Source organism: Bowmanella sp. JS7-9, assembly GCF_004329715.1.
Classification (GTDB): domain Bacteria; phylum Pseudomonadota; class Gammaproteobacteria; order Enterobacterales; family Alteromonadaceae; genus Pseudobowmanella; species Pseudobowmanella zhangzhouensis.
Genome location: NZ_JXSY01000029.1, coordinates 59234 through 76940, shown reverse-complemented (window position 1 = coordinate 76940; position 17707 = coordinate 59234). Strand labels below are relative to the sequence as shown.

Below are 17707 nucleotides of genomic sequence, written 5' to 3'. Positions count from 1 at the left end.
GGCGTAGTTTTTTATAACTCAGAAATATTAAAAAAGAACTTTATATAGCTTTTAGGCTTGGCGAATAAAAAAGCCGCTCAATGAGCGGCTTAGTAATCATTAGCGACCAGCGATTTGTTTATTGACCACTGGATCCTGACCGTCTAGCTTGTGTCGGTAATGATACTTACCCAGCGGAAGCGTGGTCATTACCCGTGCATTCACCTGTCGTGCTATTGGCACATAATCTGTCAAGGCTGTGGTGATTGCGGTCGAGATTATATCCGCAATCAAATTGCCACTATTACCAGAGGTATCGATGACTACCCGTCCGGAATAATTCCACAAAGCGGTAGCTGACTGGGTTGATACCAGTTCAAAATCTGCCCCCACTGTCACATTACCGCCTGTCAGATAGTAATTGGTGTCCCACTGATTAATGGTTACAAACAAAATTGAATCGGCGCCAAACATGGATTTAAATTTTGTCGGCTCGATACTACGCAGTTGCTCACCATCCGTTATGCCCTCCGCAGTCAGCAGCATATCTACCATAGGAATGGGCATAACATAATAGCCTGCTTCCGCCAGTGGCTGCGCAATAGTAGTGGAGTACAAGTCCGGCGCATCGGCCGCAGTGGTCTTGTTAATGGCCGGCACCACCAATATAGATTGGGGGCCTTGTGCGTACATATCTGGATACGCATCCTGTTTGGTTAACATCACCGGTGTCACGCATCCAGTCAGCGTTAAGATGGCAAATAAGCCTATAACTTTAGTTAGCCTCAACACTGGCTGTCTCCTTACTGCTAATCATTTTCAACATGGTTTGCACCAATACACTAGACTCAGGAAATAACATTTGTTCCTGTTGCAAATATTTCTTCGCGTTTTCCCAATTGCTTTGCTTGATTTCCAACTGGGCCAGTTCAGCATAAATACCCGGGGGTACACGTTTTTTCGATACCGGTGCTTTGGCAATGATTTCCAGTAGTGAATTTCGGTGTTTAGCCAGGCTTACCTCACTGGGCTCACTTTGGTATTCATACGCAGAGTGGGAGTAATCTCCCCAGTAATAAATATCTTTATTGGTCGCTGCACATCCACTTGCTAGGCATGCGAATAGACTGACTGTTAAAATCTTTTTCATCACAGATTTACCTCAAAAACGTTGCCATTCGTCACATAGAACTTCCGTTTCACCAATAAGGAATTGCCCATGTAAATTTCAACTGTGTGGCTACCTTTAGCGACAGCAAATTGGGTTACACTTTTTCCATTTAAAGAAAATGGTTCGGCAGTGCTGGTCGCCAGAGGTTGACCATCCAGAATCACGTTGTACTGGCGCACATCAGCGTTAATTTGGAGAAAAGCTTTATCGTCGACCTGAGTGACACTTTGAAATCCTGAACTACAGCCAAATAAAAATAATGCACTTATAAAAGCGATAAGAGATTTCATAAATATTCCTTATTCAATTTCTCTGATGACATACTGTGTCAAATCACTACTATCAATATTGCCCGAAACGAGCTCGCACAATGACAGTTCATTTTCACCTTTCCCTGTAAATGCCTGAACAGTTAGTTTGCCAACCTCACGGGCAGGAAGCTCAATCATCATGCCGGTTTGTGGATTTTTCATTTGTTTACCGCGAACCAGGATTGAAAAAGTTTCACCAATTTTGACGCCTTGAGACTGGCCTCCCGTCATCATTAATTGATTACCTTCTTTGGCAACGAGATAGGCCTGCCATGGTGAGTCTGATAGTTTCTCAATGATGTTACTGACTAACTTGGAAAGAGCCGCAGAGATTGCTTTATCGTCTAACGAAGTATCGTAAGCGGCGGTTTCACCGACACCGAATACTCTGTTTGCTTCACTACGGGCTTCACCACTACCTTCTTCGGAATAGATGATTTGGCCATTTTTTGTGTTGATTAAGCGCACATTGACAGTTGCGTTAGCGATTTGAATTTTATTGCGACTAAAAACCCCCACCTCACTGGTAGTAGAACGGCCAAATTCCGAAATAGAACCGACAATAAGGTAATCTGCACCAACCTGATTGAAATCATCTTCTAATGCGCCTTCCTGCTTAACCTGTTCAATTGCATCACGTTCCAGCATTATGAACTTGTTGGTATCAGTCAGTCGGGCCGCCAGAATATCAGCAGCTTGTTTACCCAGCTTGTTACCTTGGTTGTCCACTAAAAAGCTATTAGCGCGTTTACTTTCATCGGTAAATCGGGAAATTGCGACAACGCGTTTTAACCCCATTTCTTGAGGTTGGACAAGGGTAGGACTAACTTGAGGGCCAGAATTGTTAACCTGATTGACTGTGCCACGAGTTGAGCTGGTGCAAGCTTGTAAACTTAAGCAACACACAAGGCCAAGCCCGTATAAAGCGATACGTTTCATAAAAGTTCCTGTTTATTGATTAGATGTATCTGGAGTGCTGGCATGGGGAATTAGTGATGTTAGATTCCATTCAGCGATCACTCACAGCCAGATTATCAGATAGTGCAAATTTTTCCTAGCTACCTGATTTAGTTAAGTTTCTGATTACCTTTTAATATAAAAAAGCCGCTCAGTGAGCGGCTTTTTTAGTTTAGTCTTTGTTGCGACGTTCGCGGCGCTCGCGTCCGTCACGGTTAGGGCGACTTCCGCGGTCATCGCGGCCTTCACCTTTATTGAACGGTTTAGCGCGTTTTGGTGGTTCGTCACTCCATTCACGTAAGCCTAATTGTTGTCCGGCAACGCGGGCTTTTTGCAAACGTTGTTGTACCTCGCGTGGCATACCTTCTGGCAGATCAACCGTACTAAAGGTTTCGCTGATATCGATAGCGCCAATGTGCTTGCTATCAATACCGCCTTCATTGGCAATGGCACCAACGATATTGCCAGGTTTCACGCCGTGAGAGTAACCCACGTTCAGACGGTAACGTGTCATGCCTGCTTCTGGTTTTGACGACGTGCGACGAGGTTTGCGCTCACCACGTTCGCCACGGTCCGGACGGTCACCACGCTCTGGGCGCTCGCGACGCTCAGGACGTTCATTCAGGTCAGGACGATCATTGGCTGACAGGATCAGCGGTTCACTGCCTTGTGCCAGTTTGGCTAAGGCGGCCATCAGTACTTCTGGCTCTGCCTCAGTTTCCTGCTGGATTTGCTCAATCACTGGCAGGAACGTTTCGATGCTACGGCTGCTCAACGCTTCAATTACATTTTGCTTGAAGCGGTTCAGACGCTGCTCGTTTAGCTCATTGATCGATGGGATTGGCATCATGTCGATCTTTTGCTTGGTCGCTCGCTCAATCGCCATCAACAGGCGTTTTTCGCGATGGGAGATAAACAGGATGGCATCACCGCTACGACCTGCACGACCTGTACGACCGATACGGTGCACGTATGACTCAGTGTCGTAAGGAATATCGAAGTTGATAACATGGCTGACACGCTCAACGTCCAGACCACGGGCTACGACGTCGGTAGCGATAAGGATATCAATCTTGCCTTGTTTCAGACGCTCTACGGTACGCTCACGAGCGGCCTGCGGAATATCACCGTTCAGAGGCTCTACATCGTATCCACGTGCGGCTAATTTTTCTGCGACTTCCAGCGTGGCGGTCTTAGTGCGCACGAAGATAATCACACCGTCAGTGTTTTCCACTTCCAGAATACGGGTCAGCGCTTCCATTTTGTGCTGAGGCGCGATTTGGCAGTAACGCTGACGAATGGTGCTGGCAGTCGTCACCTTAGACTGAATTTTTACAGTTTCAGGATTACGCAGATATTTATTCGCAATCTTGCGGATTGGCTCTGGCATGGTGGCAGAGAACAAAGCTGTCTGGCGGCTCTCCGGCGCATGGCTAAGGATCCATTCAACGTCATCGATAAAGCCCATACGCAGCATTTCATCAGCTTCGTCCAATACCAGGAAGCGCAGCTGGTCCAGTTTCAATGTACCGCGTTTGATATGGTCAATCACGCGACCCGGTGTGCCCACGATAACCTGGGTGCCACGTTTTAACTGACGAATTTGGTTGTCATAAGACTGGCCGCCGTAAATTGGCAGTACTTTTAGTTCTTTGCTGAAGCTGGCGTAAGTGTGGCAAGCCTCGGCAACCTGAATCGCCAGCTCACGCGTTGGCGCTAATACCAGTAATTGAGGATATTTTGCGTCTGCATCAATACGCGCCAGCATAGGTAAAGCGAATGCGGCGGTTTTGCCCGTACCAGTCTGGGCTTGCCCCAGTAAATCGTGACCATCTAACAGCAGAGGGATACTTTGCGCCTGGATTGGCGACGGTTTCTCATAACCGACCTTTTCCAGTGCTTGCAGAATGGATTCGGGAAGGTTTAAGTCTTTAAAAGTGATTTCGCTGGTGGTCATCAAGATTCCTGGTTGGCGAAGATAGAATTTGGCAGGCTGCCTAACAATTAATCAGCCATTATACCGGATTAAAATCCCCGACACCACGTAAATACTGCGCTTGCGGGTTAATTCGGTGTTGCCAAAATGTTAATAAAATCATTTGTTTGGATACAGTGTAGAACAAACTTTTTGGCTTGCCTGTGACAAACAAGGGATCACAGTCGTTGATGCGGATTAATTGCGTTGGCAACTCAGCACAATGAAAAGCTACGTTCTTTGCATAAAAATGCATACGTATTCAATGTGAGGAAGGAAAATCCCGTATATGTTGCGTGGCTTTACGTGTGTTATCGAGCACAACTTTAAAAATTAAATAAATAAATTATGACTATAAAACAATGGGTTACGTTATTTTTTTAAATTCCTTGTAGCAAAATTGTCAACCAATCAGTGTTAATTGCAGCAGCATTAATGACTTGTTTACAAACTGAGCAGGGCGCGCATGCAAGGTAAAGTGGTGTAAGCGGTTACATGAGATTAAGTGTTTGATAATAAAGGGGTAAATTTCTTGCTTAAGCGATTGGCGAAATAAATAAAATTGTAAACAAACTGTTATTGCATAAGCTTGAATACGTATGCATTTTGTTGAGTGACGAAAATGCGCGGGAGTACTATGCCACGGTGTTATGAAAATATTGGCGCTCAATAACAACAAAACCCGAGCCCATGACCTACTACGATAACGGGAAACAAACATGAAAACATTTAAGCCAAATTCAATTACTGCTGCATTAATCAGCAGTGGTATGTTGCTGAGTTCAGGTATCGCGTATGCGCAGGAAGCTCAGGAACAGCAAGAGCAACAAGCCGAAGAGCAACAGGTAGAAGTCATCGAAGTATCTGGGTTTCGCGGCAGTGTTATTGAGTCAATTAATACCAAACGCTTTTCTTCTAACGTAGTTGAAGCGATTTCTGCTGAAGATATCGGTAAGTTACCGGATTCGTCCATCGCTGAATCTATCGCGCGCTTGCCTGGTTTAGCCGCACAACGTCTTGATGGTCGTGCGAGTCGGGTAACGATCCGTGGATTTGGCGAAAACGAGTCTGCCACTACATTCAATGGTCGTGAGCAGGTTTCAATTGGCGATAACCGTGGCGTTGAATTTGACCTGTACCCGTCTGAGATTATGAGCGGTGTTACTGTATACAAGACGCCGGATGCGACCATCGAAGCTGAAGGTATCGCAGGTGTTATCGATATGCAGACCGTTAGTCCTTTGAAAAAGGGTGAGCGCGTAGTTCAGGTCAATCTGCAAGCAGAGAAGACAGGTTTGGGTAAACTGAATCCAGATGGTAATGACACTGGCTACCGAGCGACTCTGTCATACATTGATCAGTTCAACGATGACAAAGTAGGTGTTGCCGTTGCAATCACCACGATGGACTCGCCAAACCAAGAAAAACGCTGGAACTCATGGGGATATCCAGGTTTTACTTACGAGGGTGATAGTTATTCAATCCTTGGCGGTGCTAAACCGTTTGTGCGCTCCTCCTCACTGAAACGCGACTCTATCATGGGGGTCGTGGAGTTCCTGCCATCCGATAAGCTGAAAATGACTGTCGATGCGCTTTATGTCGATTTCTCAGACGAAAAAATTCTGCGCGGTATCGAAATTCCATTTGCATGGGGCCAGGGTTCCATTTCTGCAGATAGCGCAACAGTTGACCCAGCAACAGGCTTCGTTACTTCCGCTACAACAGTTGGTCAGCGTGTAGTTGTTCGTAATGACTTAGAGACGCGTGATGCGAAATTAAATCAGTTAGGTTTCAACGCAGAATATGAAGTATCAGATTCATTGAGTCTCGAGTTTGATGCAAGCTACTCAAAAGTTGAACGCGATATCTGGAGTTTTGAGAGCTATGCGGGTACTGGTCGTGGTGACAGCGAAGGCGTGGCTGACACATTAGGGTATACCTTTGATGGCGGTAACACGGGCGCACATTTTTCGCATCAGCTGGATTACTCTGACTTTAACCTGATTCAAATGGGTGGCCCATTAACGTGGGGTTGGAGTGCTGCTCTGAACGACAAATTCAATTTAGCTGGCACACCATACGAGAATGCTGCACAGGATGGTTTCATCAACGCACCTGAAATCGACGATGAACTGACTTCGTTAAAGCTTGCAGCAACACAAGCCGTTGAAGCGGGTCCGTTCAACAATGTTCATGTGGGTCTTTCTCACCGTGACCGCGAGAAAACCAAAAAGTCGAATGGCTATTACATGACGTTGGACGCGTTCCCTGGCATGTTGGTTGTGCCAGAAGAATATCGCCTGGGTTCGGTATCACTGGATTTCATCGGCATGGGCGACATGATTGCGTATGATTCTGGTGCAATGTTGGCCGATGGTTACTATGACCTGACTGCCGAAAATCTGACTGGTATTCAACACCTGACTAAGTCATGGTCGGTAAATGAAACAGTGACTGCCGCATATGTCCAAGGTGACTTCGATACTGAAGTTGGCGGTATGACTCTGACCGGTAATGTCGGTGTACGTTATGTACATACTAAACAGCAATCCAAAGGATTTGCAGGTACTGTTGTTGATGGACTGGTAGTAGCAAACCCAACGGATATCAGTCACTCGTACAACAATCTGTTACCTAGCCTGAACATGTCTCTGCGTATTGATGATGAGCAGACATTACGTTTTGGTGCCGCCAAAACCTTATCTCGCGCTCGCTTGGATGAGATGAATGCTTCAGTACAGACGTCTTACAGCCAGCAACCTAATGCACAAGGTTATAACTGGTCTGTAAGTGGTGGTAACCCGGCGCTGGAACCTAAAACTGCAGTTGGCTTTGATATCTCCTATGAGAATTACTTCGCACCAGAAGGTTATTTCTCATTGGCGTTCTTCCACAAAAATCTGACTGATTGGATTTTCGATGGTAGCAGCGAAATTGACATGACTGGTATTGCAGACCCTGCGACAGGTGATGTTCCGTCCAATCCGATTGGCCAATTAAATGGCAAAGTTAATGCGGGTGGCGGCACACTGTGGGGTACTGAGTTTGCATTGGCTGTTCCAATGAACATGCTGAGCGAGTCTCTGGATGGTTTTGGTGTGTTAGCCAGCTACACAGTTGTGAACTCAGACATCACAGATAACAACGGTAATGCTTATGAATTGCCGGGTCTGTCCGACAGCATCATGACGTTTACTGGTTACTATGAGAAAAATGGTTTCTCCGCCCGTGTAAGCATGCGTAAACGTGATGACTTTAAAGGTGACGTGTATGGTATTGGTTTCGACACTGTGCAGGTTGACGTAGTAGGTGAAACGATTTGGGATGCGCAGATCGGTTATGACTTCGGTGAAGCCGGTCACAAGGATCTGGAAGGTCTGTCAGTGTTCTTACAGGCACAAAACATCACAAACGAGCCGTTTATCTCGCTAAGTGGTGATAATGCTCTGCAAGTACGTGACTATCAGGAATATGGCAGCGTGTATCTGTTAGGTGCAAGCTACAAGTTCTAAGGTTGTGTCCGACTAAACAAAACCCTTGCGGCATAGCCGCAGGGGTTTTTTTATGGCAAAAATATAGGTAGTGCAATAAGCAATGGGGCGTAAATGCGAGTTCAAGCTGTGCAGAAAGTAATAATTCTTGGTGGCGGCACCGCTGGCTGGATAACGGCATCATTAATGGCCAAGGTATTGGGCAAGGTCGTGTCTATAGAGTTAATTGAATCCGACCAGATTGGCACGGTTGGTGTTGGTGAGGCGACGATCCCTCCTATTCAGAACTTCAATGCGGCGTTGGGTATCCAAGAGTCGGAATTTTTGAGGGCAACGAAAGGCACGATAAAGCTTGGGATTCAGTTTGAAAATTGGTGGAAGCAAAATAGCCAGTACATGCACGCATTTGGCAATATCGGTAAAAATTTTCCATTTTGTGATTTTCATCATTTTTGGCGTCGAGCCCAAGACCTCGGCATTGAACAGGATTACTGGGATTTTTCATTGAATTACCAGGCGGCAATCAATAATAAGTTTGCTCCGGTTCAGCAAATAGAAGGAACAAATTTGCCGGGCATTGCTTACGCTTATCATTTTGATGCAGGTCTGTACGCCCAATTTCTTAGAGATTGGAGTATACAACGAGGCGTGGTCCGCACTGAGGGTACGGTCGCCAAAGTAAATGTTGACGAGGCGACTGGCAACATCAGATCTCTGCAACTACAGGATGGCAATGAGAAATCTGCCGATTTATTCGTAGACTGTACCGGGTTACGGGCTTTGCTTATTGAGCAAACGTTGAATACGGGCTACGAAGACTGGAGTCATTGGTTACCTTGTGACTCTGCCTGGGCAGTACCCTGTGAACGTACTGAACCGCTTGTACCATACACCCGCTCAATCGCCCATGAAGCTGGTTGGCAATGGCGCATTCCACTCACGCATCGCACCGGCAATGGTATTGTGTTTTCCAGTAAATTCTGCGATCCAGAACAAGCGAAAGCGACGCTCTTAGCTAACCTCGACGGTGCCCCGTTAAATGAACCGCGTTTAATTCAGTTTAAGACCGGACGTCGTCGTAAGCAGTGGCATAAAAACGTAGTTGCGATTGGACTGTCCAGTGGTTTTCTCGAACCGTTAGAGTCGACGAGTATTCACCTGATTCAAAGTTGTGCCACCCGCCTGATTAAATGCTTTCCACATGAGGGTATCCGCCAGCAGGAAGTAGATGAATTTAATCGTCAAAGTGCGTTAGAAATTGAAAGAATTCGCGACTTTATAATTCTGCATTACAAAGCGAATGAACGGGGAGACACGGATTTTTGGCGTTATTGCCAGCAGATGGACATTCCGGACACGCTCGCTCGTAAAATCGACCTGTTCAAAAGCACCGGTAAAGTCTTCAGAGACTATGACGATCTATTTACCGAGGCAGCCTGGCAACAGGTGTTAATTGGACAAGGTGTTACGCCGCAGGATTATATGAGTATTGCCGATTCACTGAGTCGTGAGCAATTACAGGATCTGTTTGACAGTTTAAAAACGCTGATAAACAGAACTGTGGATAAACTTCCCCCCCACGATGCCTACTTGCCAAGATAAATGAGCGCCCACAATGTGGGCGTTTTTTGTTCATCTCCACAGCCTGAATACGTATGCAACTGATATTGTTGAAAAAATGTAAACGGTATTATCGAAATGTAATAATGCGTGGGTAGGCTGTGGTCCATTTTTGTGTGTCTCCCGCAAACGATAACAAGCAAAACGGGAACAACAAGATGACCAGGTTTAAACTCAACCTGTTGACTGCCGCCTTAATGGCTGGTGGATTGTCAGTGGCATCAACCGCCATGGCGCAGCAGGCCGAAGACCAGACCGAGGCCAGCGAAACGCCGCAGGAAAACCTCGAAATCATCGAGGTGAAAGGCTTCAGTACCAGTCTGATTCAGTCTCTGAATCAAAAACGCTTCAGCGATACCGTCACAGAACAATTGTCGGCCGATGATCTCGGCGGATTACCCGACGTGTCGATGGCGGACGCTTTGACTCGCTTACCCGGGATTTCAGCGGTGCGTACCGGCGGTCAGGCAGCCGAAATTAATATTCGTGGCTTATCCGGCGACTTCGTTTTTTCTACCCTCAATGGTCGTGAACAGGTTTCAACCAGTGGTAGTCGTAGCATTGAATTCGATCAGTACCCCTCTGAGTTAATCAGCTCAGCGGCAGTTTATAAATCGCCCAAAGCCTCGCTGATTGAAGGCGGTGTGGCAGGGACAGTGCAACTGCAAACCGCCAGTCCGTTGTCGATGCAGGAAGAGCAAAAGTTCTCGATGAATATGCGCGGCATGTACAACGACCGCGCCAGCGAGATCCCGGATGGCGAGGAATTTGGTCATCGTATTAGTTTTTCCTATCAAACCAAGCTGTTGGATGACACGCTGGGCGTGGCACTGGGCTTTGCGCGCCTTTACCAACCGAGCTCCGCGGTACAGTTTATCGGTTTTGCCAGTGCTACTGAACGTGAACTGGATAATGCCGACTCCGCCCCTTGTGTAACCGGCCAAAGTGATCCTAATTGCGAATGGGTTAGTGAAGGCTTCGAGATGCAGCACAAAGGCGGTGAAGAAACCCGTAATGGCTATATGGCAGTGGTGGAATGGGCGCCGACGGATAACTTCAAATTAAAGGCTGATGGTTTCTTATCTAAGTTCGACTCCGAAGCCTTTGCCCGTGGCTTCCGGATTAAATTCGATGGCGCACGTGCCAACATCACCAATCCTGTGCTGCTGGATGACTACATGGTTGGCGGAAACTTATCGTACGCCAATGGTTCATTTATTCGTGCCGAACTGGTCAATGACGATAACCGTGATTACGACCAGGTTGCCAGCTACGGCATCAATGCCGATTGGCAAATGACAGACAATTTGTCAGTCAACATCGATATTTCACAATCCCGCGCGGAAAGTGATTTCCGCAATGGTTTGTTGTGGTCGCTGGTGGCCGAAGACGCCAATGCCGCGACAGCGGTGTTCGATACCAATATCAGTATGAGCTACCTGCTGCATGGTCTGGATTTACCGGATGTGGCATTTAATCAGGCCGATAAATTTACTGATATCAACTACGTGATGGCCAGTAAGTACGGAATTTATCCTTACCAGAATGAGGACAAACTCAACGCCTGGCGGATGGATTTCACCTACGCGCTGGACAACGATTATATTGCATCGATTTCCTGGGGTATTCGTCAGTCTGAGCGCACCTACAGCAATGATCGTTCGGTGTTCGAATATGGTAGTGACTCCAGCTTCTTGCGCGGTCAGCCACCATTAAAACTGACCGCCGATATGGTTGAGGTGGTCGACTTTGAAGGCGAATTTGCCTATTTCCCCAGCTACCTGAAAATCGATCTGGATAAGGCGTTGAATGCCTGGTTCCCTGGCGGGATCCCACAACCCGTGCAAACCTGGGGGCCGGGTAATCCGGGTGTCATTAATGGCCCAGGTGCTGGCTCTGATTATTCCTGGACCATGACCGAAAGTGGTGAGGTGTATGAGGATGTGACATCGGCCTACGTGATGGTCAATCTGGATATGATGCTGGGTAAATTACCTGTGACAGGTAACGTTGGCGTGCGCCGGGTTGATACGGAACAGGCATCGACCACCTTGCAACAAGTGACGATGGACATCGTCGATCCTGACACGCTGGAAGTGCTGGACGTGCGCGGTGATCCGACCCTGGGTGCCCAGTACATTACCGATAATGCCGGGCTGGTGAATGATTGGTATCGCCCTGATGTATTGGTAGATAAATACACCAACTATTTGCCGTCACTGAACCTGAACTTCAAACTCAGCGATAACCAGCAACTGCGTTTCGCCGCAGCCAAAGTAATGGGCCGCGCACCAATTAACCGCTTGTTCGCTAATGCCAATATCAATGTGGAAGAGGTTAAATCCAGCCTCAATCCGGATACCGGTGCCATCGAGTCAGAAAAATCGGTCGCAACCATTACCGGCAACAGTACCAATAGCCCGTATTTACGCCCGTTCCTGGCGACTCAGTACGATATCTCTTACGAGCATTATTTTGAGGAAACCGATGGTGCCTTCGTGGCGGCGTTGTTCTACAAAAACATTGATAGCTTCGTAGAAGAACAGGCACTGGCCAATTACGACTTCGCGGGCAATGGCTTTAACGTCCCAAGTGAAGTGAAATCCTACGTGTATGACGAGGATGGTGAGTTAGTGCTGGATGGTGATGGCGCACCGTTATATGTGGTGCTGCCCACCGAAAATGGCACGTACAAGGTTGCTGTCAACAATGCCAAAGGCGGCTACATTCGTGGTTTGGAACTGGCCTATACGCAGATTTATGACTTCCTGCCAGCGCCATTCAATGGCCTGGGGATCAGCGCCAGTTACTCCTTCACTGAAACGGAAATCACCCGCACCATTGGTGGTGGAGTGTATACCGACAAGCTACCGGGATTATCTGAAAACGTCGCCACCCTGACCGTGTTCTGGGAGCGCGATGGTTTTGAAACCCGTCTGAGTAGCCGTTATCGCGATGCCTTTGTGTCGACGCAGGTCGGCGTGAATGAGCAAACGGTAAATTACGATGCAGAACTGGTGATGGACTTCCAGGCGTCATACGACATCAACGAAAACCTTGGCATGGTGTTTCAGGTCAACAACCTGACTGATGCGCCCACTAAGAGTTATTTCGGTGATAAAGCGCTGACCGGCACGATTCAGTATTTCGGCCGTCAGTTCTTCCTTGGCGCAACCTACACATTCTGATGCATGGCATGCATAACGGATTAATTCAGGAGACACAGAAAATGTTTACCTTACTAAAACTGCGCACCCTGCTAATCGCCATGCTGACATCCCTGATGTTAGTAGGTTGCGGTGGCGCAGATATTGAATCTGGCAATAACGACTTACTGGTATGTTCGGTGCCGAATGTACCAAACTCGGCGGGCACGGCGTGTGAACCGCCTCCGCCAATTGATTGTCCGGCACCAACTATTCCAAACGCGACCAACGACGCGTGTGAGATTGGTTTGGATCCCAATGCTGAAGCGCCGGTGGTATTTGCCGCGCGCGATCAAGCGGTGTTGTTTTATAACCGTATTCACGCCGGTGCGACTAATACGCCCGGAGATACGGCTTATGATGGCTGGATGCTGCACACCTGGAACAACGAGGCGTGTGATGCCTATGAGGCCAGCGCCATCGCGCCGTCATGGCAAAATGGCGTAGCGATCAGCGGAATCGATCCGGTTTATGGTGCTTATTGGGTGCTGGATCTCAAAGCCGGTTACGCAGAAACCGAAGGCGCCTGTGGCAATTTCATCATCCACAAGGGCGATGAAAAAGAAATGAACGGCATCGATGCCAAGATGCCACTGAAGCAATTGGCGGCTAAATCGTCTGCTGCCGATGGCTGGACGGAAGAAGACTTCTACCGCATGAACTGGGTGCTTAATGGTTCGCCTGAGCTGTTTGCCTTCCCTATTCCAAGCCTAGGTGAGCAAGCGGTGAAAGTCGAGGGCGCAGCCGCACATTGGATCGATGTGAATACCTTCCTGTGGGATATCCCGGATGGTGTCAGTAGCGTGAAAATGCACTACGCCGCCGATGCCTCGCTAAAAGTTACATTGGAAGACGGCTTAAATGGTACAGCGGTGGCGCTCAGTGCCGTGGATTTGAGTGAAGCTCAGGCTGCGCGCACGTCACATCTGCAAAATATGCAGGCGTTTGCGGGCGAATGGGAGCTGGATGCGGCTAAAGCGGTATTTAAGTCCCAGGTTGTGCTGGCAGGTTACAATGCGGATGACGAGCTCGTCGCGGCCACTAATGTGCAGATGCCATTAGCGCTGGACGCAGTGTATACCGCGGGTGAAGCGGATGCAGATGAAGCGTCGCTGGGGCCTGTTTATAACGAGGATGGTTCGGTTACGGCCGCCTTGTGGGCGCCAACCGCGCAGAGCGTAACGCTGAAAGTGTACAACGCGGATAAGACGCTCAATGCCTCGCATACCATGACAGAAGACAGTGCCAGCGGGATTTGGTCTTACACCGGCAGCGATGTAGACCGCGCCTGGTATCGTTATGAAATCACCGTCTATCATCCTGCCTCTGGCAAGTTGGAAACGCTGGAAGTGACCGATCCGTATTCGGTGAGTTTGTCTACCAACAGCCGTTTCTCGCAGTTTGTGAATCTGGCTGATGAGGATCTCAAACCCGCGGGTTGGGATGAGCAAACCATCCCGACCATTGCTAATCCGGAAGATGCGGTGATCTACGAAGGTCATATTCGTGACTTCAGCGCGATGGATAGCAGCACAACACAAGCCAATCGCGGCAAATATCTGGCCTTTACCGAGGCAGACAGCGCGCCAGTCATGCACTTGCAGAAACTGGCTGATGCGGGCGTTACGCACTTCCATATGCTCCCAAGCAATGATATTGCCAGCATTGAAGAAGATGCGAGCCAGGCAGTGAACTTGTCCAGTACCGTTAGCGTGCTGTGCCGACTGAATCGCAATGCGCAAATTTGTGATGATGGCAGTGTTAATCGTTCAACGACGTTAGGTGATTTACTGGCCAGTTACGATCCGGTGTCCGAGGGCGGTAAAGCTCAGGCGTTGGTGAATGATATGCGCGGTGTGGACCAGTTTAACTGGGGCTATGATCCGTATCACTTTAATGCACCAGAGGGTAGCTACAGTAGCGATCCGGATGGCGTAGCACGCATCACAGAAATGCGAGCCATGAACATGGCGCTGCACGACATAGGTCTGCGCGTAGTGATGGACGTGGTGTATAACCACACCAATGCATCCGGTCTGAACGGTAAATCGGTACTGGATAAAGTGGTACCCGGTTATTACCACAGATATGACACCGAAACCGGCGCTATCCTGCGTGAAACCTGCTGTGATGATACAGAGCCGCGTAATCGCATGATGGAAAAACTCATGCATGATTCGCTGCTGCTGTGGACCACAGAATACAAAGTAGATGGTTTCCGTTTTGATATCATGAGCCATGCCAGCAAAGATACTATGTTGGCGCTACGCGAAGCGGTACAGGCCGTGGATGCGGATAACTACTTCTACGGTGAGGGCTGGACCCGCACTGATCGGGGTTATCAGCAAGCCAATCAGCTTGAACTGGCGGGCAGCGAAATCGGTACGTTCAATGATCGTTATCGTGATGCCGTGCGCGGTGGGCAGTTATTCCATACCGACAGCGACGGCATGTTAGCGGCGCAGGATAAGATCAAAATGGGTCTGGCCGGCACGCTGAAAGACTATGTACTGGTGACGTCCGGTGGCAGCACCTCTACGACGCAGTCGCTGGGTGGTTACGCGGAAGATCCGGCGGATATCATCAACTATGTGTCCAAGCATGATGATGAAACCCTGTGGGATAAACTGCAGTACAACCTGCCGGCCGATATGACGCTGGCGCAGCGGGTTCGTGCGCAGAATATTGCGGCCAGCCTGCCATTGATGGCCCAGGGCATACCGTTCTTGCAAATGGGCGGTGACTTCCTGCGCTCCAAATCCATGGATCGCAACACCTATGATGCCGGTGACTGGTTCAACAAGGTGGATTTCACCCTGATGGACAACAACTGGAATAAAGGTCTGCCACTGGCGCAGGACAACCAGGGCAATTGGTCAACTATCGCCGCTTATATGACTGATCCGGATCGCGCAGCAACACCGGACGATATGCAATTGGCTTCCGCGGTATTCGATGAGTTCCTGAGTATTCGCGCAACCAGCCCGTTGTTCCGTTTGACCACCGCGCAGGACATCATGGATCGTGTGGGCTTCCACAATCTGGGTGAGAACCAGACCAAAGGCCTGATCGTCATGAGTATTGATGATGGTACCGGACTGACTGATCTGGATAGCCAGGTCGATGCACTGGTTGTGGTGGTCAATGCCACCGAGCAGGAGCAGTCCCATCGTATTCTCACCGCTACTGGTTTTGAGCTGCACGCCACTCAAGCTGCTTCTGCGGATGTTGTGGTACATGGCGCGACGTTCAGTGAAGGTGAAGGCGATGATGCTGGCAATGGCAGCTTTACCGTACCGGCGCTGAGCATGGCGGTATTTGTTAAACCGCAAATGGGTGAGCAAGGCGCGGGTCTGTCAGCGTTTGCTACCGCCGGTGCGCCGGATGTAGTGCCTTACGGTGACAATGTCATTTATGTGAAAGGCAGCATGAATGGCTGGAGCAACAATGATCCGATGTCCTACATCGGTGGTGGTGTGTACGAGTTAACCCTGTCGCTTAATGGCGGTGAGACCTATGAGTTTAAGATCGCCGATGCCAACTGGGGGCCTGTGGCTAACTTCGGTAGTGACAGTGGTACGGTAACTCTCGGTGATGACAAGGTTCTGAGCTACAACGCGGGTAACCTGAGTATCACGCCTGCAGAAAGTGGTGATTATGTGTTCCGTGTAAATGCGTTTGACCCGGCTGCGCCCGTACTTAATGTTAAAAATGACAACCCTTATCCGGGCACCACGGTTTATCTGCGTGGTGACATGAATGGATGGGGAACCACAGATGCCTTCACCTTTATTGGCGGTGGACAATATGAAGTGGTTGTCACATTGGCTGCGGGTACTTATCAGTTCAAGGTCGCCAACGATGGCTGGAATACCGTGAACTTTGGTAGTAACGATGGTGCGCTGGAACCGGGTACCGTGGATAAAGCGTTGGAATATAACGCCGGTAACCTGAGTATTACCATCACTGAAGAAGCCGATTATCGCTTTGTGTTTAACGCCCACAATGCGGGTCAGGAAACGCTCAGTGTCGGTAAATCAGCGCTGTTTGGGGATACTGTGGTTTACATTCGTGGCTCACTGAATGGCTGGGGCACGGATGATCCGTTGTTATTAACCTCACCTGGCACCTACAGCGTGACCAAATCCCTGACAGCTGGCAGCTACGAGTTTAAGTTTGCCAGTGAGGACTGGTCGACCCGTAACATTGGCGCAGCAGAAACTGCCAATGTTGAGGTGGGGTCTGCGCTGCCACTGGCGCACGGTGCCAACCCGGGTAATCTGGTGATTGACATCGCGGTGGACGGTGATTATCAGTTCAGTCTGTCTGGATTTAATCCGGATACGCCGACCCTGCTAGTCACTGAGGTCTCAGTACCTTAATAAGCAAAAAGGCCGCATTCGCGGCCTTTTTTCTATCTGCAGTTTTGTTATCTATTTATATGACTGGCATCGTTTTCATCACGATTCTGCTGTAGTCGTTCGCGAAAAAACATCAGCATTTGGCGGCCAAACTGATGGGGCTCGCTCAGGTATTGACCGGGTTTAGCGCTTTGTGCCAGAAAATCCGATACACCGGGCCAATCAGGCAAGCTGTCATCTATTAAGCTAAAGCCCATGCGCCAATCACTAAAATCCCGCCGGGTTATCTTATTGCTGCCCAGTAGTCGCACATTGGTATGTCGCGGGTCGTCGACTATGGCGTCGTAAATGCGATTAACCTCATATTCGTCGCCTTCCAGCACCTGAATAAACCGTTGCGACTCTTCGCTGTACAGCAATAACCCGGTGATATCCAGCGAGGCATTTTTCAGCCGCGCCCGTGTTAACAGGTCTTGCAGTTCATCAAGTGAAAAGGGGTGTGATGCTTCACTGATATAAACCAACTCAATCATGTCATTCCTTATACAAGTGGCATGTTGGCTAAATTACACCATCCAGATTCGCTGACAAGCGTTAATCAACTGCGCCAGTGACTGGCGGGCAGACGTGAATACG

The 17707-nt window shown here is 48.8% G+C and carries 10 protein-coding genes; 4 read left to right on the top strand and 6 right to left on the bottom strand.

Features of this window, described 5'->3' with window-relative positions:
• Window positions 1–99: 99 nt before the first annotated feature.
• The 5 genes from TK45_RS15545 to TK45_RS15525 form a co-directional block, all read right to left on the bottom strand.
• Complete coding sequence (locus TK45_RS15545; protein ID WP_131259765.1) at window positions 100–771, bottom strand: GNA1162 family protein; 672 nt, start codon at window positions 769–771, stop codon at window positions 100–102.
• Complete coding sequence (locus TK45_RS15540; RefSeq protein WP_131259764.1) at window positions 755–1129, bottom strand: DUF4810 domain-containing protein; 375 nt, start codon at window positions 1127–1129, stop codon at window positions 755–757. The genes TK45_RS15545 and TK45_RS15540 overlap by 17 nt, the downstream gene beginning before the upstream one ends.
• Window positions 1129–1440: a hypothetical protein gene (locus TK45_RS15535; RefSeq protein ID WP_131259763.1), complete on the bottom strand. Its 312-nt coding sequence runs from the start codon at window positions 1438–1440 to the stop codon at window positions 1129–1131. The genes TK45_RS15540 and TK45_RS15535 overlap by 1 nt, the downstream gene beginning before the upstream one ends.
• 9 nt (window positions 1441–1449) lie before the next feature.
• The gene (locus TK45_RS15530) at window positions 1450–2400 is read right to left on the bottom strand and encodes a CsgG/HfaB family protein (protein WP_131259762.1); all 951 of its coding nucleotides are present in this window, start codon (window positions 2398–2400) and stop codon (window positions 1450–1452) included.
• A 190-nt stretch (window positions 2401–2590) separates the two neighbouring features.
• On the bottom strand, window positions 2591–4375 hold the full coding sequence (locus TK45_RS15525) for a DEAD/DEAH box helicase (protein ID WP_371414287.1): 1785 nt from the start codon (window positions 4373–4375) through the stop codon (window positions 2591–2593).
• 737 nt (window positions 4376–5112) lie between these two features.
• Here TK45_RS15525 and TK45_RS15520 point away from each other — a divergent pair.
• The 4 genes from TK45_RS15520 to TK45_RS15505 all read left to right on the top strand — a co-directional run bounded on the left by TK45_RS15520 (window position 5113) and on the right by TK45_RS15505 (window position 17092).
• Window positions 5113–7905, top strand: coding sequence for a TonB-dependent receptor (locus tag TK45_RS15520; RefSeq protein ID WP_131259760.1), 2793 nt, complete (start codon window positions 5113–5115; stop codon window positions 7903–7905).
• Window positions 7906–7998: 93 nt separating this feature from the next.
• Window positions 7999–9486, top strand: coding sequence for a tryptophan halogenase family protein (locus tag TK45_RS15515; RefSeq protein WP_131259759.1), 1488 nt, complete (start codon window positions 7999–8001; stop codon window positions 9484–9486).
• 176 nt (window positions 9487–9662) lie between these two features.
• Window positions 9663–12692, top strand: coding sequence for a TonB-dependent receptor (locus tag TK45_RS15510; RefSeq protein WP_131259758.1), 3030 nt, complete (start codon window positions 9663–9665; stop codon window positions 12690–12692).
• 41 nt (window positions 12693–12733) lie between these two features.
• Complete coding sequence (locus tag TK45_RS15505; RefSeq protein WP_131259757.1) at window positions 12734–17092, top strand: alpha-1,6-glucosidase domain-containing protein; 4359 nt, start codon at window positions 12734–12736, stop codon at window positions 17090–17092.
• A gap of 47 nt (window positions 17093–17139) precedes the next feature.
• Here TK45_RS15505 and TK45_RS15500 read toward each other — a convergent pair whose 3' ends face one another.
• A complete protein-coding gene (locus TK45_RS15500) occupies window positions 17140–17604 on the bottom strand; it encodes a BLUF domain-containing protein (RefSeq protein WP_131259756.1) in 465 nt (154 codons plus the stop codon).
• Window positions 17605–17707 lie beyond the last annotated feature (103 nt).

What these genes read in the sequence shown, in the direction of transcription:
- TK45_RS15500 (WP_131259756.1), bottom strand. Translation starts at nt 17,604, where the DNA reads ATGATTGAGTTGGTTTATATCAGTGAAGCATCACACCCCTTTTCACTT.
- TK45_RS15530 (WP_131259762.1), bottom strand. Translation starts at nt 2,400, where the DNA reads ATGAAACGTATCGCTTTATACGGGCTTGGCCTTGTGTGTTGCTTAAGT.
- TK45_RS15510 (WP_131259758.1), top strand. Translation starts at nt 9,663, where the DNA reads ATGACCAGGTTTAAACTCAACCTGTTGACTGCCGCCTTAATGGCTGGT.
- TK45_RS15525 (WP_371414287.1), bottom strand. Translation starts at nt 4,375, where the DNA reads ATGACCACCAGCGAAATCACTTTTAAAGACTTAAACCTTCCCGAATCC.
- TK45_RS15505 (WP_131259757.1), top strand. Translation starts at nt 12,734, where the DNA reads ATGTTTACCTTACTAAAACTGCGCACCCTGCTAATCGCCATGCTGACA.
- TK45_RS15515 (WP_131259759.1), top strand. Translation starts at nt 7,999, where the DNA reads ATGCGAGTTCAAGCTGTGCAGAAAGTAATAATTCTTGGTGGCGGCACC.
- TK45_RS15520 (WP_131259760.1), top strand. Translation starts at nt 5,113, where the DNA reads ATGAAAACATTTAAGCCAAATTCAATTACTGCTGCATTAATCAGCAGT.
- TK45_RS15540 (WP_131259764.1), bottom strand. Translation starts at nt 1,129, where the DNA reads ATGAAAAAGATTTTAACAGTCAGTCTATTCGCATGCCTAGCAAGTGGA.
- TK45_RS15535 (WP_131259763.1), bottom strand. Translation starts at nt 1,440, where the DNA reads ATGAAATCTCTTATCGCTTTTATAAGTGCATTATTTTTATTTGGCTGT.